Source organism: Paenibacillus sp. FSL R5-0345, assembly GCF_000758585.1.
Taxonomy (GTDB): Bacteria; Bacillota; Bacilli; order Paenibacillales; family Paenibacillaceae; genus Paenibacillus_AQ.
In genome coordinates, this window is the sequence record NZ_CP009281.1 from 3,775,946 (window position 1) to 3,802,051 (window position 26,106).

Consider the following 26,106-nt stretch of genomic DNA (forward strand, 5'->3'; position numbering starts at 1 on the left):
ATAAAAAAAAGGAGGGCATTCGCCCTCTACGCCGCCGCCCCTCCTACATATAATGGACCATAACCCATCGATACTCAGTTAGCGGCGGCGCATCCTTCCTTACAGTTCATCATCCAGATTGTCAGGGTCCAGATCATCGTAATCGAAGCTATCACCGTCAAAATCATAATCCTTGTCTTCCGGATCATCACTTTGCTCAGTAACATACACACGGACTTTGGTCTCAGCCACCAACTCCACTTCGAATTCGCGCTCTACGCGAAGTGTCACACTGCCTCCGCCTGGCGATACGCCCGCTTCTACACAGTTGGGTTCCTGCGTTGCCTCCGCAGAGACCTCAACGGTAGAAGTGCGGTGTCTCGTGTCCAGGTACGAGAGCGGAATGAGCTCCACATAGGAGACCGTTTCTTTAGCTACCTCGGTCTGCTTGTTCTTGTCGTACGAGTACCAGATGTTTACATCGTAAGTACCAATTACTTCGATTCCGTTCCCGGCGGCAACCGCTTCGTACTGGTGGTTGATAATCCAAGCCCCCAGAATACTAGTCGGATGATGTGGCGGAGTCACGGTATGGGTTGCTGTAGAGAACTTACGACCTTTGCCGCAAATTGCCTTCGTAATGATCTCCCTTGTTTGACGTTTATGGCTTAATGACATCTTTAAACCTCCTCCATACAATCATTCACTATCAAGTGTATGCAGGTTCTAGGCATTTGTTGATTGTTAGTCTATAAATTTATTTGAGTAAGCCCTCCAAAAGGTCTTATCAGAAGACTCATAGTTCATTTTATTTCAAAATTTGTACAGATATGAGTAGATTATAAAAATGGTCCAGCCTATTACATATCTATCCTGAATGTTAAAAAAGCCTTATAAAGCGCGCTATTGCGGGATTACGCGTACAATACCAAGTGATCTATGTTTGCTTAAGTCAATAAAGTCCTCATCAATATTCACGAGCGGGCGCAGTGGATCCGTAGCAAGAATCATTATGATTTTTCCTGTCCGTCCATCTGTCAATTCCACTTCATTCCCTATCATTGACTGCATTAACTTATTAATAAAGACTCTACAAATATAAGGGTCAAGCTTACCAAACACATTTTCCTCCATTTGCAACAATACTTCATATAGAGGGGATGCTTTACGATAAAAACGGTCGGATGTCATTGCATGGAACACGTCTGCGACAGCAACAATTTTACTGAAATCAGTGATCCGATTTCCAAGAACGCCGAACGGGTAACCGCTGCCGTCCATTCTTTCATGATGCTGCAGGGCGACGAGCGCTTGCATATGATTGGTTCCAATAGTGTCACGGATCATCTCGTAACCATAAGTCGTATGCTTTTTCATAAGCTGATACTCTTCATTGGTCAACGGGCCCGGTCTAGTTAGTAATTCATCCGGAATCCTCATTTTGCCGATATCGTGCAGAGTCGCAGCGATCGTCAGCATACTCAAATCCTCAGGCTTTAATTTTAGCCATTTCCCTAGCAAAGTAGATAAAATGCCAACCGCTACATTATGTCTATATGTATAATCATCCTTGGACTGCAATGCAGCCAATACGCCATAAAAATCATTTTTTTCACTTACCTGCTGTATAAACGGAATGACTTCATTTCTAACTTCAAGCATAGGAATTCTTTTGTTTTTGTTATGTCGAATCTGTTCAAAAATATTCTCTATTGCAGCTGTGCAATCATCAATGGCTAGTTGGAAAAACTCCGCGCTGTCCAGCTGCACGACGTCATGTGACTCTAACGTGATCTTATGTTGACTGATTAATCGTATATGCTCAGCACTTAATAAAGTCAATGCGGGTAAAACAAATACACCTTTGTCATTAAAAAGGTTAGCTATAAGTTGTTTTCCGATAAATGATTCCATAACTTTGTCCATACGCCTCACCTGCCAATGCGGAAAATTCGACTACCGAACTTCCTGCTATTATTTGAACTCACCATAAAATCGTTAATCCTATCTTGTGATTAACTTTTAGTTCATACATATCTTATCGTGATTTTGACAGAGATAGTTAATACTTCACTTTATTAAAGCCTCAGTTTAAGCTTTTTTTCGTATGCTAAGACGTTTCTCCGGCTTGTAACTGACCGGTATTTTATGCCGCTTAGCGATCTTTAAATAAAGTGCCAATTCCCTACATAACTGAAGAATAGCTGACCGTACTTCAAATTCCTCACGTGTCTCCGGCAGATCCATTTCTTCGAATTCTCGTGTTAGCTCGTCCAGCAGATGTTCAGTTCGTCCAGTATATTCCTCTGCAAGCACATCCCCACTAAGCTGGTCGAACAATTCGGCAACCATCTCCCCATGTGGTAAGTGGCGATACACTTGAGACAGCAGCTGCATCATACTTTGAATCGATTCCAGTTGCTCCTTCCGCATATAGAAATAGACATTCCATGCTTCATCAGGATGAATAACATGATTCTCCATCTCACGGGTAGCTGCCGTTAGTCCCCGCTGCACTGCATTATCTGCATCAATTAATTCTTTACCGTCCCAAATATACAAAGGGTCACGAAGCGTACGGGCCATCTGAGTAAAAATAACTGAGAAATAACGATCCACTTCCTTACGGATCCCATAAATAACTCCACCCGTCTGAGGCATGTAAACCAAGTTTACCAATCCTGCTGAACCTAGTCCTATAGCCAAAAGCTCAATTTGCTGCAGCAGGACATGGAGCGACAGTTCAGCTTGTCCAAACACGCGAAATACGATAACCGAGCTGGTGACGATCCCCTCTTTGTAGCCAGACTTCACGATCATCGGAAAGCCTACGAGTACATACAGCCCAAGTACCCAGTAATGGAACCCTAGAAGCCAGAATAGGATGCAGCCAAAAAAGAGTCCCACGAGCGAGGCTAAAAAACGAGCCGTTATCGTTCGGAAACTCCTTTTCAAAGTAACCTCTACACCTAAAATTGCCAACAAGCCTGCACTCTGTGCATTAGGTATACCCACTGCAGAAGCAACTAGTACGGATAATAAAGTAGCTGCTGCTGTTTTAATCACACGAAATCCCATAACCCTATCTCTCCTTACAAACACTATACAAACACTATCCAATATATAGGTAAAGATATAGACATGTTACAAGATTTTGTGTACGGACACAATATTACATAAGGATCATTGTCTTGATAGCAATCGTTTCTCTAGATATACCACTATTTGATACATTGCCGTTGCCACTGCCGCGATAATCAAAAGACTGGACATCACGAGAGTGAAGTTAAATACCTGGAAGCCATAAATAATCAGATAGCCCAGACCAGATTTCGCGACTAGAAATTCCCCTACAATAACCCCTACCCATGACATCCCCACATTCACCTTGAGGGTGGACACCACCGTTGGGAATGAAGCAGGCAGAATCACTTTAAAGAACACCTGAACTCTGGAAGCTCCAAAGGAACGAACCACCTTGACCAGATTCGGATCTACACTGCAAAAGCTGTTGTAAACAACAAGCGTCGTAATAATCACCGTTATAGATAAAGTGGTAACAACGATAGCAGTGAATCCGGCCCCGAACATGACGATAAAAATCGGCCCCAGCGCCACCTTCGGCATACTGTTAAATACGACCATATACGGATCAAGTACTGCTGATAAAAAAGGAGACCACCAAATAATCACAGCCAGCAGTGTCCCTAACAGCGTTCCCAGTACAAAGCCTACCGCAGTCTCACCTACCGTCATCCCCAGATGCGGCCACAAGCTCCCACTAACCATATCTTCCCAGATTTGGCGAAAGACTTTTGTAGGATAGCTAAACAGTAGCTCATCAATCCAGCCCATTCTTGCTCCTACTTCCCAGAGAACAAAAAACAATAGTAACAGGCTGCCCCTTACAACATTCACTCGATTGCGCCACCGGTGCTTCGTTTTCTTATAATCGCCATGCATTTGCTGTAGCCACTGTTCACGGGAAGCTAATAACCCCGATTGCTCCGTATGCTTCATTAGCCTTCCCTCCCTGCAATCTCCATCTCTTGCCATATCTCATGAAAAAGCTCCGAAAAGCCTGGCTGATCACGTGCAAACAGCGGAGGTGCTGTTCGGATTTGCTCTGGCACTGAGAATACTTTGCGGATCTTCCCCGGATTTCGTTGTAGAAGAATAACACTGCTGCTTACTGCAATAGCCTCAGATAGATCATGCGTAACTAATATTGCAGTCGTTCCTCTGCTGCGTAAGGTCTCAGAGACCAAATCTTCCAGTTGTAATTTAATCTGATAATCCAGCGCCGAGAACGGCTCGTCTAGTAGAAGTAGTCCAGGATTTGTAGCCAAGGTACGTACCAGAGCCACTCTTTGCCGCATTCCACCTGATAACTGAGAAGGATAAGCGTGCTCTTTTCCCTCTAAGCCCATCTCCCTAAGCAGCTCCAAGGTCCGCTTTCTGCTCTCCTCGTTCAAGCTTCCAGTCAGCTCCAGACCCAAAATCGCATTGTCCAGTATACTCCGCCAAGGAAAAAGATAATCCTGCTGCAGCATATACCCAACCTCTGGTGAAGGCCCCGTAATGGTTTGACCGTTTACGAATACTTCGCCTTGAGATGGCTGCAGCAGTCCTGCAATAATCGATAGGAGAGTCGTCTTGCCGCAACCACTTGGACCTACTAGGCTAACGAACTCTCCCTGCTCGACATTAAGGTTCAGGTCCTCAACGGCCAGTGAAGCTTCACGGTCGCCAAGATAGGCATGCGTTACTCCCTTTAATTGCACTACTGGAAGCATTGTCAGCCCCTCCTTCATGTTTACACATCTTATTTAGGATCTTTGGTTCTCTCTTATTTTGAAGTGCTACTCTTTATATTCTTCTCAGCTTTCTCAGCAAAACTGTTATTCACTATTTTGTCAGCGGGAACGCGTTCTTTAAGCTCGCCAGCAAGATCGATGACATCAAGCAAATTGTTCCATTCTTCATTATCTATAATTGGATTAACCGCATAGGTATCCTGTTCCTTATATCGTTTGACTGCAGAAACCACGATGTCTCTATCTGTTTTATCAAAATAAGTCATAATCGCATCTGCAATTTCTTCAGGGCTATGTTCTTTCACCCAAAGCTGAGCACGCTGGATCGCATTCGTGAACTTCTGTACCGTGTCTCCATTTTTACTAATATAGCTATTCTTAGACATAAACACGGTGTACGGTAAATAGCCGCTCTCGACTCCAAACGAAGCCACTACTTCCCCTCGTCCCTCACGTTCAAAGATTGAAGCCTGAGGTTCAAACAACTGCACATAATCGCCAGTACCTGAAGCAAAAGCACCTGCAATATTGGCAAAGTCAATATTTTGGATCAAGGTGATGTCTTTGGCAGGATCTATTCCTTTTTTCGATAAAGTAAACGCGCCTGCCATTTGTGGCATTCCGCCTTTTCTTTGACCAAGGAAGGTAGACCCCTTCACTTTATCCCAGTTAAACTCACCGTCAGCTTTACGGGCAAACAGGAACGTTCCATCCCTCTGAGTCAGCTGTGCAAAATTAATGACCGGATCATCTGAGCCCTGCTGATACACATAAATAGAGGTTTCAGAACCTACCAATGCCACATCGATGGCGCCAGAGAGGAGTGCAGTCATAGTTTTATCTCCACCGGGGATCGTCTGTAGTTCTACGTCAAGTCCTTCATCTTTAAAGAAATTTTGTGATAAAGCAACATATTCGGGTGCATAAAAGACAGAACGTGTGACTTCACCAATCTTCACCTTCACCATCTCTGACTTTCCGCCGCAACCGGCAAGCACTGAAAAGCATAAAGTAATGATCATGAGCGACAATGACAGCTTTTTCCTAATCTTCATTCTTCATTCTCCTTTCTTACCGGGTCCTTCGCCCTTGCTTAAAGCATATGCAGATGCCTACAAAAAGGTTAAAACCTCCAATAACATAGGGAAATCCAAGAATAACCATGATATTAGCAATTTTCATTGGAATAATGGATAAATATCGATTAATTTGCTGTTTTTGTATCTGTGCAAACGTTTTACCAAAAGGGATGCATTCGAGTACTATAGGAAATAAAACGCTTTCTATTTTTTGTATCGGAAAATTGCGGTAAAAGGGGTTAGTTCATATGTATAAAGGTGCTACATCCATAACCAAAAAAAACATAATATTTAGTCTGGTAGGCATTAGCCTAACCGCATTACTGCTGACCAGTTGTTCTGGAGATGCAGGCAACAAAGCATCCATTGCTTCTCCTTCCCCTAAAACAGACTCAGTTCACCCCCCCGCTACCCCTCAAGCTACAAAAGTCATAGCTACGGTGGACGAACAGCCCTCTACGGTTTATTATGAATTATTTGTTCGTTCCTTCTATGATTCAGACGGGGATGGCATCGGAGATCTCAAAGGAATCACCCAAAAGTTAGATTACTTAAATGACGGGAATCCTGAGACCAACAACGATTTGGGAATCGGTGGGATTTGGCTTATGCCCATCAACCCATCGCCAAGCTATCATGGCTATGATGTAACCGATTATCGTTCGATAAATCCTGATTATGGGACACTTGAGGATTTTCAAGAGCTTATTACAGAAGCGCATAAACGAGGAATTAAAATCATTATGGATCTGGTTGTGAATCATACCTCCAAAGAACACCCATGGTTCGTAGATTCGGCTAAAAACACAGATAGCAAATATCGAGATTGGTACGTCTGGGCTGAAGATCAAGGCCGTGCCGCAAGCGGAGCCAGCGCTGCGGGCGGAGGCAATGCGTGGCATCCTTTACTTGGCAGTCATTATCTGGGCGGCTTTTGGGAAGGCATGCCAGATCTAAATTTCGATAATGCTGAGGTTCGTACGGAAATGAAGGACATCGGTAAGTTTTGGCTCGAGCAAGGTGTGGACGGATTCCGACTGGATGCTGCGAAGCATATCTATGAAGATCTGTTGAGTGACAAAACTGAGGCTACTACGGCTAAAAATGTATCCTGGTGGCAGGAGTTCCGCAAAGCCATGAATGAAGTTAATCCTGAGGCATATATAGTGGGTGAGGTATGGGAAAATTCTGCTGTCACCGTCGGGGCTTATTTAGATCAAGCCTTTGACTCAAGCTTTAACTTTGGTTTAGCAGAAACACTAGTCAATTCTGTAAAAACTGAAAAAGACAGCGGGACTGCCTTTACGCTAGAGCGAACGTATAAATTGTACTCCAAAATATCCGACAATCATTTTACCGATGCTACTTTCTTAACGAATCATGATCAAAACAGAGTCATGAGTCAATTAGACAACAACCCAAATCATGCAAAAATGGCAGCAGCCCTACTGTTAACGTTGCCCGGAAATCCTTTTATCTATTATGGTGAAGAAATTGGAATGCTAGGTGTGAAACCAGATGAAGGCCTTAGAGAGCCTATGAGATGGGTGGCAGCCGATCAAGGAGAGGGGCAGACTACGTGGGAGCCGGGAAGTAATAATGCGGGTGCGATCAACGTTGATGTTGAGAGCCAGTTAAATGACAGTAGCTCACTGCTTGGAAGATATCGCGAACTCATTGCATTAAGAAATGAGGTCCCAGCGCTCCGGGATGGAGGTATCCGTGACTATGCATCTGGCAATACCGGGGTTATGGCTTACGAACGACTAACAACACAGAATCAGGTGCTCGTCGTTCATAACCTTACTGGAAAAGAACAAACCATTGTTCTACATCCCAATGTCGAGGGTTTCTCTTATTCCAAGATCCTAAAGACCATTACTATCAAGTCGACCTTGAATTCAGATCAACTCACCCTCCCTCCTTATTCAACAGCTATTGTGGAGTAAGAAATGAGGAGGCATGCAACACCCATTTTGTTACTGAACCGCATAATTGAGCTTTTGTAATCGGGAGGGCTATAAGCCAGTCTTTGGTTGGATCGCTGCTCATTCGTAACAACCAGCCACTGGAATGATCACCCATGAAGCGAGCTTTTTGAAACATCCATCCACTATCACTGGATGTGCAGAGTCGTAATTCTCCTTCTGCCATGAAGCACTTCATCACCCGTGCTAGTTGGATGGAATGTACATCATCCCCTGTCTCTGCGGCTAAACAATCTGAAAGCATTTGCAACGTGGATGAGCAAGAGCTTCTTCTCAGCTCTTCAAATCTTTTTTTTGACATTAGTAATGCCGGAATCCCATGATTGTAGAGCTCCTTCGTGTTCACACATTCGAACAGCTGAAGACAAAAGCTCACCGTTTCACTTTCGTCCTTTAATTCATAGGGCAGGGATTCTGGTTTACTATTGCAGATTACTAATATTCGATCTTTATGTACTTGGAGACAAAGGTCCTTCATCTTCTCCTTTTCTTTATATTTCAATCTACAGATCCGGTCTGCGGTAGAAGCTTTATGTAACTGATCCCTTATTACTTCCCCCTCTATCCCATCTGGAAATAAAAAATGCATTAAATCCGTTACTCCATTGTCATTCACATCATTGTATCCTTCCTGTATTACATATATATGTATATTAATATAACAATCTTTATGTTATCATAAGCTAATTTTAAGGTAAAATTAAGAAACAAAGGGTATTATCATTAACATGAAATACTTTTAGCGAGGTGTCTTCAAAATGAGAATGCTCATCACTTTTCAGAACAAACTTGTACCTGTGTATTTCACAACAGAAAATAAACAGCCCACTCAGAAAGTACTTAGATTACTTAACAGTACGTTGGAGCTCAAAATTCAAAAGGGCAAAAATGCCATCCAGAAATGCCTGAATTCTCTGATTAGTATCGAAATTAAAGGCTCTGAGGCTATATTGCACAGTTATAGTGAGAATGATTCATTGGCGCTATCCCTCTATTAATAGAGGGGTAGTTTTTTTGTAAAGTTTTTTCACCTTTTAGCAGACTAAACAGCAAGTCTCTGAATGAGACTTGCTGTTATTAATTTTGCAGATTTAGTGAATTACGAGTATAAGTCAATTTCAGCTAATCTTATAGTTCTTATCTTCTGCTTTTTCAGCCTTCTGTATTCGAAGTTTAAAGAGGCTCACTAAATTTTGGCGTGTATGCTCTTCGTGACAGCTATCCAATTTCTTAATGATAAACCGATCAATGGACATGTCCATCGCTCCTTTTAATTCATTCAGATACTCATGGATATAGGGAAATTTTTCCTGTTTCCTTGTATGTTTATTAACCGGAAATTCTTTTTTTTAAACTTTAGCACTTTTATTAAACTCCTCAATTCCCAAAAAACTATTACAAAAAAATAATTTACAAACAAAAGAATACATGCTATATTATTTATAGTTAATATTAAATACACACATCCAAGGGAGCAATCATAATGTCTAAAGTTCTATTTATTAAAGCAAACAACCGTCCAGCAGAACAATCCGTAAGTGTTAAGCTCTACAATGAATTCTTGGAGAACTACAAACTTAACAATCCAGAAGATGAAATCACTGAACTTGATCTGTTCGCAGAACAACTTCCTTACTACGACAATACCCTGATCACTGGTATGTACAAAGCTGCTCAAGGTTACGAACTAACCGCTGAAGAAGCTGCAGGTGCTGCTGTAGTAAATAAATATTTGGAACAGTTTATTGCTGCTGATAAAGTAGTATTCGGTTTCCCACTGTGGAACATGACCGTACCAGCTGTATTGCATACTTATGTCGATTACCTTTGCCAAGCTGGTAAAACATTCTCTTACACTGCTGAAGGTCCAGTTGGTCTTTTGACAGGTAAAAAAGCAATCGTTCTGAACGCTAGAGGTGGCATTTATTCCGAAGGCCCTGCAGCAAGTGCTGAAATGGCTGTAAACTTCATCGTTGGTAACCTTAACCTTTGGGGTATCAAAGATATTACACAAGTAATCATCGAAGGTCACAACCAACTTCCTGCACAATCCGCTGAAATCATTGAGAACGGATTACAATTGGCTAAGGAAACTGCTGCATCGTTCTAATACAAGCCTATAAGAGCAAATTCAATATAAAGGGTGACCCTGAGCACAGGGTCACCCTTTTTGAATTTTTTTCCTATTAGTAAATTACTACTGTCAATGTTACTGTCTTTAGCAATTCTTCTAATACTCATCCAATTCTTTGCGCCACCCGTATCCTCTGGTTCTTGAAGAACTAACTTTTGAGGAAGCAGCACTTTTTCTCTTAAACTTCACTTCTTTGGTGCTTTGGTACAACAGCTCCCGCTGAGTCTTTCGGTAGTTTAGCAGTCTCTTCTCTTCCAGCTCACCAGTTCGAACCGCTTCAAGCACTGCACAGCCCTCTTCACGTTCATGGCTGCAATTACTAAACCGACAGGCTGCAGCATAACTGCTAATATCACTGAACGCCAGATCTAATCCACCTTCATCTTCCCAGAGCTGTAGCTCACGCATCCCTGGTGTGTCCACAATAATTCCTCCGTCCGGCATAACAAACAATTCACGGTGAGTAGTGGTATGGCGTCCGCGGCTATCTCCTTCTCTAACATCCTGTGTAAGCTGAAGGTTCTTTCCGCATAGCCAGTTGACCATCGTTGATTTACCACAGCCTGATGAGCCCGTTAGAGCCACTGTCTGTCCACTCCCGATGTAAGGCAGCAGTTTCTCACGGCCATTATCCTGCTGTGCACTAACTGCATGAACTGATACACCTGGGGCGGCGCTTTCCATTTCCGCGATTTTACGATCTGCATCTGAACAAAGATCCGCTTTGGTCAGCAGAATGACTGGATTTGCCCCACTATTCCACGCCATAATCAGGTATCTCTCCATCCGCCGAACATTAAAGTCATCATTCAAAGCACTGACCAGAAATAAGGTATCTACATTCGAAGCAACAATTTGTTCCTCTTGTGTGTTACCTGCTACCTTACGTGAGATGACACTATGTCGAGGCAATAACCCATGTATAATCCCATGCTCCCCCCCATCCTGCATTGAAAGTGCTACCCAATCACCGATCGCAGGAAAGTCACCTGAAGCCACAAATGTATGTCTCAGCTTTCCTGATAGTTCACCCCATGTCTCTCCCATATCAGTCATTACTCTATACTTACTTCCGAAATCACCTACAATTCGTCCGGGAACTAACTGTTTATTATTCTCCGACTCTTTCCATCTTTCATCCCATTTTGAACTCCAATTTTCATTCCAACCATATTGCTGTATGTTAGTCATTTGAATCCTCCTAAAGATCTGTTAAAGGTTTATTTTTTTGTCCTACCAGCATTTTCCGAGAACACAAAAAGCCGCCGGAATTTAAGAATCCGGCGGCGGTCCACACTTCTTGTACTCTTCTAGGACGAAAAGGACAGGAAGTGCATACACAATCAGAAAAGTGTCTTATCGTAAAGGCTAGGATAAGTTCATTTTCCCGTGCGATATATAGACAAATAGGCATTTAACTACAAAATCCTATTGGTTCTATACACGCAAAAAAGCCGCCGGACCCAATACGGTTCCCGCGACTCTAATAAGCGTAATAGAGCTTATCTGCTAAACTGCACGAATAACTTATTCGGCAGCCGCTGTTCCCGGAAGACACGTATCCACAACAGTTGAGTTCATTACATTTAAAACTGTCATAAAACATCGTCTCCTTCCGAAATAAGATGTTGTTATCATAATCGGTGCTGCCTTATAATGTCAACTACAAATTTCTATATGATTACAAAATAGACCTAAGCTCATTCAACTCACGAATCATCTTCCAAGGTTGAATGTCTAATTGATCATCCCAGGCATGTTTCCTTTGCAGCCAAATCCCTTGAAGTCCTGCTTTGCCAGCACCCCAGATGTCATTCACTGGATGATCTCCAATAAACAATGTCTGATCAGCAGTAACCCCCAGTCTGTCTAATGCAAGTTGATAAATCTTAGGATCGGGCTTAGCAATTCCTACTTCTCCGGATATGACAATAACCTTAAAGTACTCTCGTAGGCCAAGTGTATCAATTTTGGTATTCTGAATTTCTACTTTGCCGTTGGTAACGAGACCAAGAATATAACCACGGTCTTTGCAGTACTTCAGAATATCTACAGCATCTTTCATCGTTGCGCCATGATTGATATAGCTCGCATCGTAATACGCACGAATATGCTCAGCTGTAACTGGCGTTTCCCATGGCAGTATCTCGCTTAGCTCAATGAAAAATCCGTCTTTATCACGGTATCCATCAGCATCTCTATAGATCATATCCTCTATTACATCCTGCGCTTCCGCAGGTTCCAAATGTCCTAGAAAATCTTGCACAAACTGAGTACAAAAACTGCGAAATGTATTGTCACGATCCATTAAAGTATTATCCAAATCAAATAATATGGCTTGTACTTCTTTCATCAAGCGATTCCCCTTATATGCTGTTGATTTTAAGAATTGAACTTTCAGTAATCTATTGTACTATGCCTTTTAAGACAATGAAAAGACCATTCTGTAAAAAGGATTAGCTGTCTCCCCTTCTACCGAACAGTCTTTATAAGATTTATATTAGATTTATTCATTTACTCAAAATGCTCCGCTCGATGTGTCAGCATCATTTCCTCTTCTGTGATATACAGTGGGAAAGGAGGGGTTTCTTTGAGATAACTTTCTGTGGCCAGCAATCGATAATGAACCTCTGGCAACCAAGAATCTTCAACAAGAGGCAGCTGACCTGTATCACTGATGTAATTATCGACAGCAGACTGAACCATATCAAGATAATAGGGAACCAGCTTATCTTCTTCCTCGAAAACTTCATATGTCTCACGTGACATATAGAAATTCTGGTCTGGAACTCCACCTAAATATCGTTTTAGTCGACTCAAATCTATTCTTTTGTCGTCAAGGATTAAGGCTGTTCTATTAATGAGCGCAGGCATATCTTCTTCAAATTGTCTGATTGCCTGTTTGACTTGATTCAAGGTAACAGTAATGTGATCGGATTGGGGTTGTTTTTTTATGCGTTTGAAAAACATAAGACAAGTCTCCTTTCGAAAAACTATCTTTGTTAACGCTTACAATTCTATTATATTCGAATTCCTCCTTCTTAATCAGCATATTTCCAATCGACACAAATTGTTAACAATTATATGATCATTATTTGACATCTTCCCAACGAGTCCATATTTCTCGGGGATTAAGCTCATATTTATCATTCTCTCGATACATAAACTGATGCATAATAAATTCACGCCGAATGGTAGCAAAATCCTCATGAAACTGCTTAATAAACTCGTTAATTTCCTTTTCAGTATAAACTACCCTAGGTTCTAGCTTCTCAACCATGTACTGAAGGGCGATCAATTTCTTTTTATACTGTGCCGGGATTTGCCGTAGCCGTCCATCCTTCGAGAAAAAATTACGAAGCACAGACTCTTTTAGACTATTCTCAGGTGATTTCTCCTCCATATTTCTCGCTCCTTTCGAAAAAATAAACTGAAGTGAAGCCTCAGCGCCACTACTAATGAACTCCGGATTCAACTTAAAATAAACGGTATTCTTGTCGCGCCGCTCCTTAATTAAAGCCGCTTCCCGCAATTTCGCAGCATGATGAGTTACTGTCGGTTGCGATAAATTCAATTTTTCAGCCAGCGCTTGTCCATGCATTTCTCCTTGTGACAGAAGCAGCAATAAACGCAAACGTGTTGGGTCAGCCAAAGCTTTATGATAGTTCACTATTTTTTCCAACTGCATCGGAATCACACTCCTCACTTTCTTAAGCTATATTCTCATTAGATATATATCTAATTATATAACAATCAACATTACGGTTGCAATGGTTATTATGTTTAATCCTACGCTTATGGCAAAATGAATGAATTTAGGGTAGGATTTAAAGAAAAGATAGTAACAATCAGGAGGTAACCCGCTGTATGAAAGATGTAATTATTATCGGTGCAGGTCCTTGCGGCCTCTCGGCAGCTATTGAATGCCAACGCCAAGGACTGTCCAGTCTCATTATTGAAAAAAGCTTTATTGTTCACTCCATTTATTTGTATCCAACAAATATGCAATTCTTCAGTACAGCTGAGCTATTGGAGATCGGAGACGTTCCTTTCACCTCGACTAATGATAAACCGTACCGTCATGAAGCACTTGTCTATTACCGCCGGGCTGCGAAACAGTATGGTCTAGATATAGCCGCTTACGAAGAAGCGACGTCCATTGAGCCTTTGGAGGATGGAACCTTTGCTGTACATACGTCCAATATGCGGGGTGAGCATCAAACACGGATTACCGCGAATGTAGTAATAGCTACAGGTTATTTTGATCAACCGAATATGATCGGTATTCCAGGTGAAGAGCTTCCTAAGGTTACCCACTATTTCGGCGAAGCCCATCCATATACAGGGATGAAGGTTACAGTAATAGGTGGAAGTAATTCCGCCGTAGATGCAGCGCTGGAGCTTATGCGTGTTGGAGCTACAGTAGATATGGTCTATCGTGGTGAGAGCATTTCCTCGAATATTAAACCTTGGGTTCGGCCAATCTTTGAAGGGATGGTACAAAAGGGAAGGATCACCCTTCATTTGGAATCACGTGTGACTGAAATTACGGCTAATTCGGTCATCGTTACAAGTCACAATGGAGATAAGAAATCCATAGATAATGATTTCGTCCTTGCTTTGACAGGCTTCCGCCCTAGCCGGGTGCTTCTCACTTCAGCGGGAGTAGTTATGGATGACGATATGGATAAGCCAGCTTTTAACCCCTCCAGTATGGAAAGTAATATTCCAGGTCTTTATGTTGCAGGAGTAATCGCATCAGGTCGGAATGCGAATGAAGTATTTATTGAGACAGGACGTGGGCATGGTAAACTTATCGCTGATCATATTCTTTCGAAGCGAAGTTCTCACAATAAGGAGTTGAACGTTTAAGATGGACATGACCTCTTTGCTTTTGCTTGGACTTGCTGCGCTAGGTATTATAAGCAGTAATTCCCCTGTAACAATAGCAATGGTCGTCCTATTACTGCTAAGAGTTCTTGGGCTGCAGCAGACCTTCCCTTGGCTTGAAAAATATGGTTTAACCCTCGGGATTATCATTCTTACGATCGGGGTCATGACACCTTTGGCCAGCGGAAAAATATCGCTACAAATGGTCGGTCAATCCTTCCTTCACTGGAAGTCACTTCTTGCAATTGCGATCGGTATTCTCGTCGCTTATCTTGGAGGGCGAGGAGCTATCCTTATGACCAACCAGCCCACAGTTGTTGCGGGTCTCCTGATCGGAACAGTGATAGGCGTTGCATTGTTCAAGGGTGTCCCTGTAGGACCGCTTATCGCAGCCGGTATATTATCGCTCTTGATTGGCAAAATGTAAAAGGTGATCAACGATTGAACACAAAAGTAGAGCAGCGATTCTCCACTACGAGAGAATCGCTGCTCTACTTTCTTTTTATTCAGCCTGAGAAATGGACTGTGGAATTTCCTGAGATGATCGTTTTTCTACAAACAATAAATCACTAATACCATACTCTGTTTGTATTTTTTCCAGCTGGGCCAACGCCTCTGCTTCAGAATTGAAATAGCCAGCTTCCACTAGGAATAATCCCTTCTGATCCTTTAATACGCGCACGTCTTTTAACCCGAATAACATCTCTTCAGCCATGCCTTGACTCTCGCCAGAAGGCGCTGAGACCGTTCTAAGTGAATAGATAGAAGCTCCTTCCCCCACGTCACCCTTCTTATCCATCAATGTAATCGCCACCTGTGCCGGGTCCTTATATTCCTTTACCTCATAAGCAACTGGCTCTTTGAAGGTCACATTGAAACGTATCATCGAGTCATCCAATGTAATTAAAGGATAAGCATCTTGAACATACTTGCTTTCTTTTAATGTCTCAAGATCTTTAACAGCTGAGAAGTTCCTTGCCCCACTCACGGTTACGGTCATTGTATAAGGATTGTCAGTGAATTTTACGTTATAAGAGCTTGCAAGATCTTGTGTATTGTCCGAATTCGCGAAGTTTAAAATCATTTGATCACTGTTCTTCTGATGTTTCAACGAAATGAAATTAACATCTACTCCATCCTGAATCGTGCCGCCTCCTGCACTTCCATCCGTAAATTTCAAAACACTTACCAGCTTACCGAGCACTGGCACATCATTCATACTATCAGCGAAGGCTGGCACCGTATTTACGCCCACTGTAAAAGAAATAATAACTGCTGCTGCAACTGACCCTGTCCATTTTAATCCATTCATTTTTATTCCTCTTTTCTGTTGTTTATGAAGTTTTCCTCTTTCAATACCTTTACGAGAGGCTTGTGATAGTTCTTCAGGGATTTCAATATCGTTGTATGCTTTCTGTAAACGTTCCATTTGATTATCCAAAGTACTCACTCCCCTTCATATTAATTTTTAATTTTCCTAATCCCCGATAGATGACGGTTTTCACTGAACTCTCTGGCATGTCTAATACCCCGGCAATTTCTTTTATGGGCAAGTCTTCAAAATATCTCATCACAATAATCATTCTTGATCTTTTATCAAGGACTCTTAACGCCTCCTGAAGATCAATGACATCCTCTATGGGTTCTGAAGCGTAGCTGCCTTCGGGATTTTTCTCCATATACACGATTTTTTTAGATTTCCGGATAAAGTCTAAGGCACAATTGACGGCTATTTTTGTCAGCCAAGTTTTAAAATATTGAGGTTGCTGTAGTTTATGAACAGAGATATACGCTTTATAGACGGTCTCCTGCACAATCTCTAGCGCATCATCCTTATTCCTCACATAGGAGTATGCCATACGGTAAAGACGCTCTTGCATCCCCTCTATCAATGCAGTAAAGCTGTCTTCATCACCCGCTATCGCCTTTTCCTCCAGCTCTGTTGTATTCAAGTTCTCACTACCTTTCATGTTGCTTATATTTTTTAGACGCATGTGATATCCAAAAAGACTCAATAGAGTTTAAAAAAAGTGGCCCTCTCTCCCGAGAAGACCACCTAAGTAATTTATTATAATGATATATCTTATCATGTATCCAAATGCTGTACGTTAAACAATCTCGCATAACTCCCATCTATCCCCATTAGTTCTTCATGTGTACCACGCTCTGTGATTTCACCGTTCTCAAGTACTACGATCTGATCAGCATGTGTAATGGTAGACAGTCTATGCGCAACAATTAGTGTGGTCCGTTCCGACGAGAGGGATTGCAGCGCTTGTTGAATTAAATGCTCTGATTCCAGATCCAGCGCTGATGTAGCTTCGTCTAAGATGAGAACCTTCGGGTCTTTAAGAAACACCCTTGCAATGGCCACCCGTTGCTTTTGCCCACCGGACAGCTTCACTCCACGTTCTCCCACTTCTGTGTCATAGCCTAGCGGCAGCTGCTCAATAAAATCATGCGCATTGGCAGCTTTTGCCGCCGAGAGGACTTCTTCCTCTGTTGCATTAGGATTACCAAACAAAATATTATCTCGTACAGATCCGCTAAATAAGAAATTATCTTGAAGCACCATCCCAACAGCTCTTCGCAAACTCTCTTGCGTCAAATCTTGTATATCCTGGCCATCCATCTTAAGGCTACCCTTGCTGATGTCATAGAATCGCGGGATCAAGCTGATGAGAGAGGACTTCCCACCACCACTCATTCCGACAAAAGCGACGGTCTGCCCAGGTTTGATACTTAAATTGATATCCTTCAGTACCCAATCATTCTCTTCGTTGTATTTGAACCATACATTATGAAAATCAATTTCACCTCGTGCATTCGTGAGAGGTCTCGCTCCCGGTTTATCCACGATATCATAAGGCTCTTCCAGCAGCTCAAGCACCCGTTCAAGAGAAGCTGAAGCTTGTGTTAGCACTGTCGAAGAATTAATCAATCGCCGTAGCGGCGCATACATCCGGTCAAGATAGCCAAAGAAAGCAACAAAGGTTCCCACTGTCAAATTGCCGTGAATCACTTGATAACCGCCGTACCCGATGACTAGCAGTGGTGCAATATCCGTTAGTGTGTTGATAATCGCGAAGGTCATAGCATTCCAACGGGTTTGAGCCATCGCTTTTTTGAGAAAGTTACCGTTGATATCCTCGAACTGCTTCTGATCCACTTTTTCCATGGTGAAGCTGCGAATGATCGATATGCCTTGAATCCGTTCATGAAGATAGCCTTGAATACCTGCCAGAGCTTGTGAACGGTCTTTGGTTAACTTCTTAAGTCGTTTATATAGTTTGCTTACCGCAAAGGCGTAGAACGGAAGGACAGCGATAGATACTAGCGCCAGCACTGGATTCAAATAAAACATAAAACCAAGCGCAAACACTAGCGTAAATAAATCCAGCCATACATTCATCATTCCGACTTCTACTAAATTTTTGGTCTGTTCCACATCATTTATAAATCTTGAAATCGCTTCTCCCACTTTTGTATTCTGATAATACCGGAGTGATAATCGCTGTAAGTGACTGTATAGCTTATTCCGCATGTCGAACAATACCTTGCTTGTAATCAGCTGAGCAAAATACTGACGGTAATACTCCACCGGTCCTCTCACGATTACAAATAGAACAAATGCGCCTCCGAGGATGAGCATCAATTGGGATACCCGCTCTTCGACGCTCATGGCAGGGTTCATCAGCAGGTCATCGACTACATATTTCAGAATCATTGGCAGTGTTAATGGAATGCTGAACTTGATCATACCTATAAATAGCGTAAACACAATCAATTTCATGTAAGGACGTACGAAAGTAAAATATGATTTCCATTGCTTCACAGGAATATTCTGTCCTTTCTCTTTACTGAGTTGCTTAAGTACAGTTGACTTTTGCGCTCTACAGTGTTTTTATATTTTTAAGTCCATAAGTACGATAGCAGTACCCGAACTTCAGGAGGATAAAGATGTCTAGACAATTTGTGACGGAAGCCGTCATGATGGCGATTTACGGCCAGCTTCTCATATCGAGCAGCCCTGTAGAATATATAGTGCCTTATACGACCGTAATGGAATTATACGAACTGCGGGACAGTGATGATCCGTTAATGAACCGTCCAGATGATGACAAGCATGTCAAACTCAAAATTGGTGAGCTCATAGCCTATTTCGAAGAGCCGCTTAATGCTAAAAAAATCAACCGTTGTCTGGCCGTTCCTTGGGCAAAAAGCTCTGGAATTCTTCTCGGTGGACAATCAAAAATCACCATCATTAACAGCATGGATACCGCAGTCTATGGAGAAACGTTCGATCCAATCGAAACAGAGCTGCTATTGTCCTCTCAACGTGAGAAGGTGCCTATTCTTACTGACCAATTCGAGCTGATTCAACGCATTATTGAAGGTGGAGTCCCGGTTCAAGTATACGACATTGACGATTTTGATTTTGCTATGGAGGAAGAAACGTTCCGCAATTCGCACTGATTATATCAACGTAGAAAAAGCCCCTGCCTTTTGGCAAGGGCTTTTCATCATTAGTTAATAAACAAAATTAAGTCAGTTAAATCTGTACACTATCAGGCACTGACTTGGCTTCATACTTATATTCAATGTCATCCTCTGCCTCAGAATACACAATAGTTAAACCATAACCTTCCATATACCATAAGTCCTGCTCCTCCATGTAGAACACAATACCCTCTTGTTCAACTTGAATAGCCGGACGTCCAGGCGCCTCTGTTGCGATACCCAGTGAGAAGCCAGGGTGAAGTCCGCCTCCCGAGCTATAACGGGGAAATAAACGAATATAGTCTCCATTGTTAAGATCCAGTTCTCTTTTAAACCAAGCTGCCGCTGCTTGACTAATTTCCATGTTCATCTCTCTCAGCTCCTTTGTATAGTCTATATCATACTGAAAATGAATCGATATTCAAATACCTTTATACAATTAATGTTTTCCCAAGCTCCTCAAAAATTAGTTTGACAACTTTGCGAAGCGAGTGATAAACTCTGAACATAACTAACGGTCTACTAGTTATTACCAGTAGTTATTATTAAATCATTGAAAGGGGTGAGCGCGGTGTTTACGAAGTTACAGCCATATCATATCACTATTGTTGGAATTTCCAATCAACCGAATACCGAAGCAGCCCAAGTGGTGAAACCATCCTGAAGTTCCCTGCGAGTGTAATTGATCGTATAACTTTAGTTTTTGAAGGTCTCTCACATGCCTGGTGCTGTATAGCACCGTGCGCATGATAGCTGTAAATTACAGGCATATCGTCCGTTTTCGGATGATATGCCTTTTTTGTCGGTTGTCATCTTTAAAGGACGGCACCGTCGTTTTTTTCTTGGCTGTAGAGATAACCACTTGTGCTTTTTTTCAACGTCACAGCTATTACTTCAACTCGAAAGGAAGGGATTTACTTGTTCTCCGTTCTCCGCAATCTTGGCTGGTTCTTTCGCCGAGAAAAAAAGCGTTACCTGATTGGCCTGATCTTACTAATTGGTGTTGGTGTTCTTGAATTACTCCCCCCACGCCTACTAGGCAATGCCATTGACGACATAGTACGCGGTTCGATAACTACAGCATCATTAGCCAAATATATCGGCATGATCCTCCTTTTGCTGCTAGTCATTTATTGGATTACCTACATATGGATGCACAAATTATTCGGAGGCTCCAACCTCGTAGAGCGCCTGCTGCGCTCGAGATTTATGAATCATTTGATGACCATGACCCCATCGTTTTTCGAACGCAATAGAACCGGCGACCTGATGGCCCGGGCAACCAACGATATCAGAGCTGTCTCAGCTACCGTTGGATTTGGGATGCTCACACTGGTGGATTCTACGATCTACCTCACAGTCGTATTGTTCGCAATGGGTTTTCTTGTCAGCTGGAAGCTGACTCTTGCAGCAGTATTGCCATTACCATTAATTGCAATAGCTATGATTTTTTATGGTAAGGCTATCCATGATCGCTACAGTTTAGCACAAGATGCATTCGGGGATATGAATGATCAGGTTCTCGAATCTGTCTCAGGTGTTCGAGTTATCCGAGCTTATGTACAAGAAAGACTCGATGAGAAACGTTTCTCAGATATTACTGAAGATGTATACAACAAGAACATGGCTGTCGCCCGTGTCGATGCCTTCTTCGAACCGACGATTCGGTTCTGCGTAGGGCTCAGCTACATTATCGGTCTTACCTATGGGATTTATCTTGTGTTCCGAAATCAGATCACGCTAGGTGATCTTGTCTCCTTCAATATGTACCTCGGGATGATTGTGTGGCCGATGTTCGCCATTGGAGAGCTAATTAACATCATGCAACGTGGTGGTGCCTCTCTCGAACGTATTGATGAGACCCTAAACTCCAAAGCGGATGTTCAGAGTGCTGCACAACCGGTTCATGTTGCCAATCCTACCCGAATTGAACTAAACGATGTGACATTCCGTTATCCCTCATCGACGATTGACAATCTAACCAATGTCAGTCTGACCTTGAACCAAGGGCAAACACTAGGTGTAGTCGGTCGTACGGGAAGCGGTAAATCAACGCTCCTCAAACAGCTGCTTCGTGAATATCCGACAGGTAATGGTGAAATCCTCATCTCTGGAGTTCCGATTCAACAGATTTCATTGGATCAGCTACACAGCTGGATGGGTTATGTTCCTCAAGAGCAGATCCTTTTCTCCAAATCAGTACGTCAGAATATTCAATTTGGTCTAGACAACGCGGATGACGATACGATCATGAAAGCTATCACAGCTGCCGCCTTCCAAAATGACTTAGGAACATTATCCGATGGTTTAGATACATTGGTGGGTGAACGTGGAGTATCCTTATCCGGTGGACAAAAGCAACGTGTATCCTTATCCAGAGCCTTTATCGCAAATCCAGATGTTCTGATTCTTGACGATGCCTTATCCGCTGTTGACGCTCGTACCGAAGCTCAGATTATCGAGAACATCCGACAAGAGCGTGCAGGAAAGACTACATTAATCTCTACGCACCGCCTCTCAGCTGTTCAACATGCCGACATTATCGTCGTACTGGATAACGGACATATCGTGGAACGTGGCACGCACCAAGAGCTGCTGGATATGAATGGTTGGTATCGTGAGCAGTATGACCGGCAGCAAGTAGAGAATAATTTATCGAATGATTAAAAGACATACTAGCTATGATTATGCAAAACATTTAGGAGGTGTCACCGTTGACAAAGAGTACAGGCAAACGCCTGCTTGAATACGCATTGACTGCGAAAAAAACCTTTATCGCAGCTCTTCTGCTCCTTTCCATCGGGGTAGCGGCGGAACTGGCAGGCCCATTTATCGCCAAAAGTATGATTGACAATCATATGTTGGCCATCGAAAAGCCTTATTTTAGTACTACGTCTCCAGATGAGGCGGTTCAGTATAACAACACTTATTACAAACGCGGAGACCGTTTTGAACCCGGGGAAGCTAAGGGTCAAGAAATTCGCATTCTGCAAGAGGGAAGAACCTTTTACTTTATTAATGAAGCTGTAACACAGCCTGATGGTGAGCGAAAGTTCAGCAATGGTGAAATGCATATCACGCGCGGTGAAGATGAAGCCATCTATCCTGCGGTTAAACTATCAGCAGATGAGCTGTTCGATTTTTACAAACCTGAGCTTCCAGGAATTTATCAGCTGGTCGGTTTGTACGCTATCTTCCTAGTCATCTCGGTCTTTGCCGAATTCGGCAAGACTTATTGGCTGCAATCTTCGGCGAATCAGGTAATCCGAAAGCTGCGAACCGATGTGTATGCGCATATTCAGCGACTTCCGGTTTACTTTTTTGACAACCTGCCAGCAGGTAAGGTAGTGTCACGTGTTACTAATGATACCGAGGCGATTAAGGATCTCTTTATTGCGGTTCTCTCCAATTTCAGTACCGGTATTATTAATATTACTGGCGTATACATCGCCTTGTTCTTGCTTGACGTTCGACTAGGTCTGATCAGCTTGTTCATCATCCCGATTCTTATTCTTTGGATCGTGCTTTATCGTAAAATCGCAACAAAATACAATACGATCATCCGCTCACGCCTGAGTGAGATCAACGCTATCATTAATGAATCGATTCAAGGAATGTCCATCGTTCGCATATTCCGCCGTCAAAAGCAGCTTGGTGAAGAATTTGAGAATCTGAACGATGACTACTTGAAATATCAGAATAAAATGTTGAATCTGAATGCCTTTACCTCCCACAACCTGGTGAACTCTCTACGCAGTCTCTCTTTTGTGATGGTGCTTTGGTATTTCGGACATGGCAGTATTACGGGTTCTACATTTGTATCTTTAGGTGTGCTGTACGCCTTCGTCGATGTGCTTGGACGTTTGTTCCAACCGATTACGGGTATGGTGAATCAACTCGCAAACCTCGACACTTCTATGGTATCTGCGGGTCGTGTCTTTACACTTATGGATGAGCCCGGGGAGAATGTTACCGATGGTTCCATGCCGCGTTATAAAGGAAAAGTGGAGTTTAAGAATGTATCTTTTGCCTACAAAAAAGACTTCGTCCTTCGCGATATTTCCTTTGAAGCACGCCCGGGAGAAACTGTTGCTCTAGTAGGTCACACCGGATCTGGTAAAAGCTCGATTATCAACTTGTTATTCCGGTTCTATGATCCGCAAAAAGGGGAAATCACGATTGATGGCCAGAAGGTTACGGATATTCCGAAACAGTGGCTGCGCAATCACATGGGGATTGTTCTTCAAGACCCTTACCTCTTCACTGGTACCATTGCTTCCAATGTCAGCCTAGGAGATGAACGAATCTCACGCGAACGGGTAGAACGGGCTTTACGGGAAGTCGGAGCTGATAAATTGTTAGCTCACCTTCCTCAAGGTTTTGATGAACCCGTTATTGAAAAAGGGAGTACCTTATCCGCAGGACAGCGGCAATTAATTTCTTTTGCCAGAGCGCTCTCCTTCGACCCAGCTATTCTAATTCTTGATGAAGCCACCTCCAATATCGATACGGAGACAGAAAGCGTTATTCAAGATGCACTAGAAGTTCTTAAAAAAGGTCGCACCACATTCATCATCGCACACCGTCTATCGACCATTCGCAGTGCAGATCAGATTCTTGTTCTGCATCACGGAGAGATTGTCGAACGGGGTAGCCACGATGAGCTAATGGCACTCGGCGGTAGATACTTCCGAATGTACCAGCTACAAGTAGGTGCTGGTTCTAACAGTATAGACAATAATAATGGTGCACCCTCAAGACCTTCATTAGGTAGCTTGCAACCATCGTTAGAGAAAATGTAAAATATGCCCTGAGTCACATCCAGTGATTCAGGGTTTTTATATACTTGATATTAGAACATTTGTTCTGTAAAATGAAAAATAATACATAAAGGTCAAGGGGGCATTTGATGCGTACATACACAGTATCTAAGAAGCAAGCTCGACTTTTTCTCCTGGCTCACCAAAAGTTAACTAAAGGTGCACTTCCTGCCGGTAAACTTAGCATTTATGATTATGTCCGTCACGTAGGTTGTATTCAATATGATCCACTTAACATCGCAGGCCATAACCATGAGCTTGTTCTCCAAGCACGAGTTCCCGGGTTCACACCCGAACAAGCCCAGGAGCTTCTGTATCAGGACAGACTATTATTAGATGGCTGGGACAAGAACATGTCCATTTATTGTACAGAGGACTGGCCTTATTTTAAACGCAGAAGAGATGCATCAGCCTCGTACCATCAGGCAAATGAACCTGTGATGCTTACAGTAGCGCAGGTTCGTGAAGAGTTATTGAAGCGCGGGCCTCTCTCCTCTCTGGATCTAGATGGTAAGGACAAGGTAGATTGGGCTTGGGCTCCAGCTAGGTTAACTCGGGCTGCGTTGGAAAGTATGTACTTTTGGGGTGAAGTAGTCGTTCATCATCGTGTTCATACCCGCCGTTATTACGATTTCACAGAACGTCTGCTTCCTCATCATCTTTTAAACACTGAAGATCCTAACCCCACTGATGAACAATTTCATGATTGGTATGTGCTGCGAAGAATAGGCAGCATCGGACTGTTATGGAATAAATCCGGAGACGGCTGGCTAGGGATTTCCGGTCTGAAGAGCAAAGAACGTACTGCAGCGATTCAAAGGCTGTTAATAGCCGACAGTCTAAGGGAAGTTCTAGTTGAGGGAATTAAGCTTCCACTCTACATCCGTAGTATAGACGCGCCAACCTTAGAAGCTGTATTACAACAGGAATCAGAAGAAGATGCGCGTCATTCAAATTATTCGTTTGCGGCGGTATTAGCACCACTGGATAACTTGTTATGGGATCGAGAATTAATCCGCCAATTATTCGGATTTCATTACCGCTGGGAAGTCTATAAACCCGCCTTGGAACGGGAGTATGGTTATTATGTACTGCCTTTATTGTATAATGATCGTTTAATTGGGAGATTTGAACCGGTGATGGATAAGAAGAGCCAAACATTGAACATTGTGAATTGGTGGTGGGAACCGGGTGAGCACCTAACGCCAGAGATGCTTCCGGCATTAGGCGAAGCTTTATCTGCACTCTCACGCTGCGTTAGAGCTTCTAAGATTCAATTTAGACCGGAGGTTGTAGAGGGCTGCGGATTAGAAGGGTTATTAGAACAACTTCTCCTCTTCTAACCCCAGCTTCGTGAACATTTCTGTGCAATAGCCTTGTAATTTGATTTCAAGCCTTCTAGCTTTATTTTTGAATCGTTTTAACTCCTCGATCATTTTTGCCCTTCCAGCGGGGGTGAACGTTTCTTGTATCCGTTCCTTGAAATAATCGTGAACAATATGGTTACGCTGTTTCCACACTTCTTCTAGCTGAGCGGTTTCTTGCTCTGAGAAAGGAAAGTGATGCTGGATTTCTTTGATGAGTTGACCGAGTGAATTGCTGAGTTTTCGCTGATACAGATCCGTCAGGTCTGCTTCTGTGGGCGCTTTGCCTTGAGATAATTTGGTGAGCAATAACAAATTGGTCAACTGTTGTTCTAGGGCTTGACCATAATAAACTGCCAGTCCAAAATATGCAAATAACTCCTTTGATTGTTCACTCTCTGGTACTTGTGTATGCTTCATCTTTCCCCTCCACTTCTGTACGGTCTGCCAGAGCTATAATAAACTGATATCATCCATATGATTTGGAGAAGTTTATGTTCGCTTCACATCTACTGTTAATTCTCCAGTTCCCTAC

At 42.7% G+C, this 26,106-nt stretch carries 25 protein-coding genes; 9 read left to right on the forward strand and 16 right to left on the reverse strand.

Features of this window, described 5'->3' with window-relative positions; genetic code table 11:
* Positions 1 to 99: 99 nt before the first annotated feature.
* The 6 genes from R50345_RS16725 to R50345_RS16750 form a co-directional block, all read right to left on the reverse strand.
* Positions 100 to 657: an outer spore coat protein CotE gene (locus R50345_RS16725; RefSeq protein WP_042128379.1), complete on the reverse strand. Its 558-nt coding sequence runs from the start codon at positions 655 to 657 to the stop codon at positions 100 to 102.
* A gap of 225 nt (positions 658 to 882) precedes the next feature.
* The gene (locus R50345_RS16730) at positions 883 to 1,905 is read right to left on the reverse strand and encodes an HD-GYP domain-containing protein (RefSeq protein WP_052414631.1); all 1,023 of its coding nucleotides are present in this window, start codon (positions 1,903 to 1,905) and stop codon (positions 883 to 885) included.
* A 165-nt stretch (positions 1,906 to 2,070) separates the two neighbouring features.
* Complete coding sequence (locus R50345_RS16735) at positions 2,071 to 3,057, reverse strand: aromatic acid exporter family protein (RefSeq protein WP_042128381.1); 987 nt, start codon at positions 3,055 to 3,057, stop codon at positions 2,071 to 2,073.
* Between the two features lie 105 nt (positions 3,058 to 3,162).
* Positions 3,163 to 3,999: an ABC transporter permease gene (locus R50345_RS16740; protein ID WP_042128383.1), complete on the reverse strand. Its 837-nt coding sequence runs from the start codon at positions 3,997 to 3,999 to the stop codon at positions 3,163 to 3,165.
* Positions 3,999 to 4,775 (reverse strand): ABC transporter ATP-binding protein, encoded by a 777-nt coding sequence (locus R50345_RS16745; protein WP_042128385.1) that lies wholly within the window; start codon positions 4,773 to 4,775, stop codon positions 3,999 to 4,001. Before R50345_RS16745 ends, R50345_RS16740 begins: the two co-directional genes overlap by 1 nt.
* 53 nt (positions 4,776 to 4,828) lie before the next feature.
* Entirely contained in the window at positions 4,829 to 5,851 is a 1,023-nt protein-coding gene (locus tag R50345_RS16750) for an ABC transporter substrate-binding protein (protein WP_042128388.1), read from the reverse strand.
* A 272-nt stretch (positions 5,852 to 6,123) separates the two neighbouring features.
* On the opposite strand from R50345_RS16750, the gene R50345_RS16755 reads away from it, so the two are divergent.
* Complete coding sequence (locus tag R50345_RS16755) at positions 6,124 to 7,824, forward strand: alpha-amylase family glycosyl hydrolase (protein ID WP_042128390.1); 1,701 nt, start codon at positions 6,124 to 6,126, stop codon at positions 7,822 to 7,824.
* Here the strand turns inward: R50345_RS16755 and R50345_RS30350 are convergent.
* A complete protein-coding gene (locus R50345_RS30350) occupies positions 7,811 to 8,479 on the reverse strand; it encodes a hypothetical protein (RefSeq protein WP_052414632.1) in 669 nt (222 codons plus the stop codon). The genes R50345_RS16755 and R50345_RS30350 overlap by 14 nt on opposite strands.
* Positions 8,480 to 8,621: 142 nt before the next feature.
* On the opposite strand from R50345_RS30350, the gene R50345_RS16765 reads away from it, so the two are divergent.
* Together R50345_RS16765 and R50345_RS16770 are read left to right on the forward strand one after the other, a co-directional pair.
* Entirely contained in the window at positions 8,622 to 8,861 is a 240-nt protein-coding gene (locus tag R50345_RS16765) for a hypothetical protein (protein ID WP_042128392.1), read from the forward strand.
* Between the two features lie 485 nt (positions 8,862 to 9,346).
* Entirely contained in the window at positions 9,347 to 9,973 is a 627-nt protein-coding gene (locus tag R50345_RS16770) for an FMN-dependent NADH-azoreductase (RefSeq protein WP_042128394.1), read from the forward strand.
* Positions 9,974 to 10,093: 120 nt separating this feature from the next.
* Here R50345_RS16770 and rsgA read toward each other — a convergent pair whose 3' ends face one another.
* The 4 genes from rsgA to R50345_RS16790 form a co-directional block, all read right to left on the reverse strand.
* Positions 10,094 to 11,188, reverse strand: a complete 1,095-nt coding sequence (gene rsgA, locus R50345_RS16775) for a ribosome small subunit-dependent GTPase A (RefSeq protein WP_042128396.1) — start codon at positions 11,186 to 11,188, stop codon at positions 10,094 to 10,096.
* Positions 11,189 to 11,678: 490 nt separating this feature from the next.
* Entirely contained in the window at positions 11,679 to 12,350 is a 672-nt protein-coding gene (locus R50345_RS16780; protein ID WP_042128397.1) for an HAD family hydrolase, read from the reverse strand.
* Between the two features lie 161 nt (positions 12,351 to 12,511).
* Entirely contained in the window at positions 12,512 to 12,967 is a 456-nt protein-coding gene (locus R50345_RS16785) for a DUF3939 domain-containing protein (protein WP_042128399.1), read from the reverse strand.
* A gap of 121 nt (positions 12,968 to 13,088) precedes the next feature.
* Positions 13,089 to 13,685: a DUF2087 domain-containing protein gene (locus R50345_RS16790; protein ID WP_042128401.1), complete on the reverse strand. Its 597-nt coding sequence runs from the start codon at positions 13,683 to 13,685 to the stop codon at positions 13,089 to 13,091.
* Positions 13,686 to 13,864: 179 nt separating this feature from the next.
* On the opposite strand from R50345_RS16790, the gene R50345_RS16795 reads away from it, so the two are divergent.
* On the forward strand, positions 13,865 to 14,869 hold the full coding sequence (locus tag R50345_RS16795; RefSeq protein WP_042128403.1) for a YpdA family putative bacillithiol disulfide reductase: 1,005 nt from the start codon (positions 13,865 to 13,867) through the stop codon (positions 14,867 to 14,869).
* A gap of 1 nt (position 14,870) precedes the next feature.
* A complete protein-coding gene (locus R50345_RS16800; RefSeq protein WP_042128405.1) occupies positions 14,871 to 15,314 on the forward strand; it encodes a DUF441 domain-containing protein in 444 nt (147 codons plus the stop codon).
* A 75-nt stretch (positions 15,315 to 15,389) separates the two neighbouring features.
* On the opposite strand, the gene R50345_RS16805 is transcribed toward R50345_RS16800, so the two are convergent.
* From R50345_RS16805 to R50345_RS16815, 3 genes are all read right to left on the reverse strand, one after another.
* Positions 15,390 to 16,328: a hypothetical protein gene (locus tag R50345_RS16805; protein WP_042128408.1), complete on the reverse strand. Its 939-nt coding sequence runs from the start codon at positions 16,326 to 16,328 to the stop codon at positions 15,390 to 15,392.
* Positions 16,321 to 16,839 (reverse strand): sigma-70 family RNA polymerase sigma factor, encoded by a 519-nt coding sequence (locus R50345_RS16810; protein ID WP_042132244.1) that lies wholly within the window; start codon positions 16,837 to 16,839, stop codon positions 16,321 to 16,323. Before R50345_RS16810 ends, R50345_RS16805 begins: the two co-directional genes overlap by 8 nt.
* A 134-nt stretch (positions 16,840 to 16,973) precedes the next feature.
* Positions 16,974 to 18,722, reverse strand: coding sequence for an ABC transporter ATP-binding protein (locus R50345_RS16815; RefSeq protein WP_042128410.1), 1,749 nt, complete (start codon positions 18,720 to 18,722; stop codon positions 16,974 to 16,976).
* A gap of 125 nt (positions 18,723 to 18,847) precedes the next feature.
* On the opposite strand from R50345_RS16815, the gene R50345_RS16820 reads away from it, so the two are divergent.
* Entirely contained in the window at positions 18,848 to 19,363 is a 516-nt protein-coding gene (locus R50345_RS16820) for a hypothetical protein (protein WP_042128412.1), read from the forward strand.
* Between the two features lie 76 nt (positions 19,364 to 19,439).
* On the opposite strand, the gene R50345_RS16825 is transcribed toward R50345_RS16820, so the two are convergent.
* The gene (locus R50345_RS16825) at positions 19,440 to 19,757 is read right to left on the reverse strand and encodes a HesB/YadR/YfhF family protein (RefSeq protein WP_042128414.1); all 318 of its coding nucleotides are present in this window, start codon (positions 19,755 to 19,757) and stop codon (positions 19,440 to 19,442) included.
* A gap of 548 nt (positions 19,758 to 20,305) precedes the next feature.
* Between R50345_RS16825 and R50345_RS16830 the strand changes: the two genes are divergently transcribed.
* From R50345_RS16830 to R50345_RS16840, 3 genes are all read left to right on the forward strand, one after another.
* Entirely contained in the window at positions 20,306 to 22,054 is a 1,749-nt protein-coding gene (locus R50345_RS16830) for an ABC transporter ATP-binding protein (protein WP_042128416.1), read from the forward strand.
* 47 nt (positions 22,055 to 22,101) lie between these two features.
* Complete coding sequence (locus R50345_RS16835) at positions 22,102 to 24,189, forward strand: ABC transporter ATP-binding protein (RefSeq protein ID WP_156114821.1); 2,088 nt, start codon at positions 22,102 to 22,104, stop codon at positions 24,187 to 24,189.
* 107 nt (positions 24,190 to 24,296) lie between these two features.
* A complete protein-coding gene (locus tag R50345_RS16840; RefSeq protein ID WP_042128420.1) occupies positions 24,297 to 25,550 on the forward strand; it encodes a winged helix-turn-helix domain-containing protein in 1,254 nt (417 codons plus the stop codon).
* Here the strand turns inward: R50345_RS16840 and R50345_RS16845 are convergent.
* Positions 25,527 to 25,991, reverse strand: a complete 465-nt coding sequence (locus R50345_RS16845) for a hypothetical protein (protein ID WP_042128422.1) — start codon at positions 25,989 to 25,991, stop codon at positions 25,527 to 25,529. The two genes, R50345_RS16840 and R50345_RS16845, sit on opposite strands and share 24 nt — an antisense overlap.
* Between the last annotated feature and the right edge of the window lie 115 nt (positions 25,992 to 26,106).

What these genes read in the sequence shown, in the direction of transcription:
- R50345_RS16725 (WP_042128379.1), bottom strand. Translation starts at nt 657, where the DNA reads ATGTCATTAAGCCATAAACGTCAAACAAGGGAGATCATTACGAAGGCA.
- R50345_RS16790 (WP_042128401.1), bottom strand. Translation starts at nt 13,685, where the DNA reads ATGCAGTTGGAAAAAATAGTGAACTATCATAAAGCTTTGGCTGACCCA.
- R50345_RS16735 (WP_042128381.1), bottom strand. Translation starts at nt 3,057, where the DNA reads ATGGGATTTCGTGTGATTAAAACAGCAGCAGCTACTTTATTATCCGTA.
- R50345_RS16825 (WP_042128414.1), bottom strand. Translation starts at nt 19,757, where the DNA reads ATGAACATGGAAATTAGTCAAGCAGCGGCAGCTTGGTTTAAAAGAGAA.
- rsgA (WP_042128396.1), bottom strand. Translation starts at nt 11,188, where the DNA reads ATGACTAACATACAGCAATATGGTTGGAATGAAAATTGGAGTTCAAAA.
- R50345_RS16740 (WP_042128383.1), bottom strand. Translation starts at nt 3,999, where the DNA reads ATGAAGCATACGGAGCAATCGGGGTTATTAGCTTCCCGTGAACAGTGG.
- R50345_RS16765 (WP_042128392.1), top strand. Translation starts at nt 8,622, where the DNA reads ATGAGAATGCTCATCACTTTTCAGAACAAACTTGTACCTGTGTATTTC.
- R50345_RS16785 (WP_042128399.1), bottom strand. Translation starts at nt 12,967, where the DNA reads ATGTTTTTCAAACGCATAAAAAAACAACCCCAATCCGATCACATTACT.
- R50345_RS16755 (WP_042128390.1), top strand. Translation starts at nt 6,124, where the DNA reads ATGTATAAAGGTGCTACATCCATAACCAAAAAAAACATAATATTTAGT.
- R50345_RS16800 (WP_042128405.1), top strand. Translation starts at nt 14,871, where the DNA reads ATGGACATGACCTCTTTGCTTTTGCTTGGACTTGCTGCGCTAGGTATT.
- R50345_RS16730 (WP_052414631.1), bottom strand. Translation starts at nt 1,905, where the DNA reads ATGGACAAAGTTATGGAATCATTTATCGGAAAACAACTTATAGCTAAC.
- R50345_RS16845 (WP_042128422.1), bottom strand. Translation starts at nt 25,991, where the DNA reads ATGAAGCATACACAAGTACCAGAGAGTGAACAATCAAAGGAGTTATTT.
- R50345_RS16745 (WP_042128385.1), bottom strand. Translation starts at nt 4,775, where the DNA reads ATGCTTCCAGTAGTGCAATTAAAGGGAGTAACGCATGCCTATCTTGGC.
- R50345_RS16780 (WP_042128397.1), bottom strand. Translation starts at nt 12,350, where the DNA reads ATGAAAGAAGTACAAGCCATATTATTTGATTTGGATAATACTTTAATG.
- R50345_RS16770 (WP_042128394.1), top strand. Translation starts at nt 9,347, where the DNA reads ATGTCTAAAGTTCTATTTATTAAAGCAAACAACCGTCCAGCAGAACAA.
- R50345_RS16840 (WP_042128420.1), top strand. Translation starts at nt 24,297, where the DNA reads ATGCGTACATACACAGTATCTAAGAAGCAAGCTCGACTTTTTCTCCTG.
- R50345_RS16820 (WP_042128412.1), top strand. Translation starts at nt 18,848, where the DNA reads ATGTCTAGACAATTTGTGACGGAAGCCGTCATGATGGCGATTTACGGC.
- R50345_RS16750 (WP_042128388.1), bottom strand. Translation starts at nt 5,851, where the DNA reads ATGAAGATTAGGAAAAAGCTGTCATTGTCGCTCATGATCATTACTTTA.
- R50345_RS16795 (WP_042128403.1), top strand. Translation starts at nt 13,865, where the DNA reads ATGAAAGATGTAATTATTATCGGTGCAGGTCCTTGCGGCCTCTCGGCA.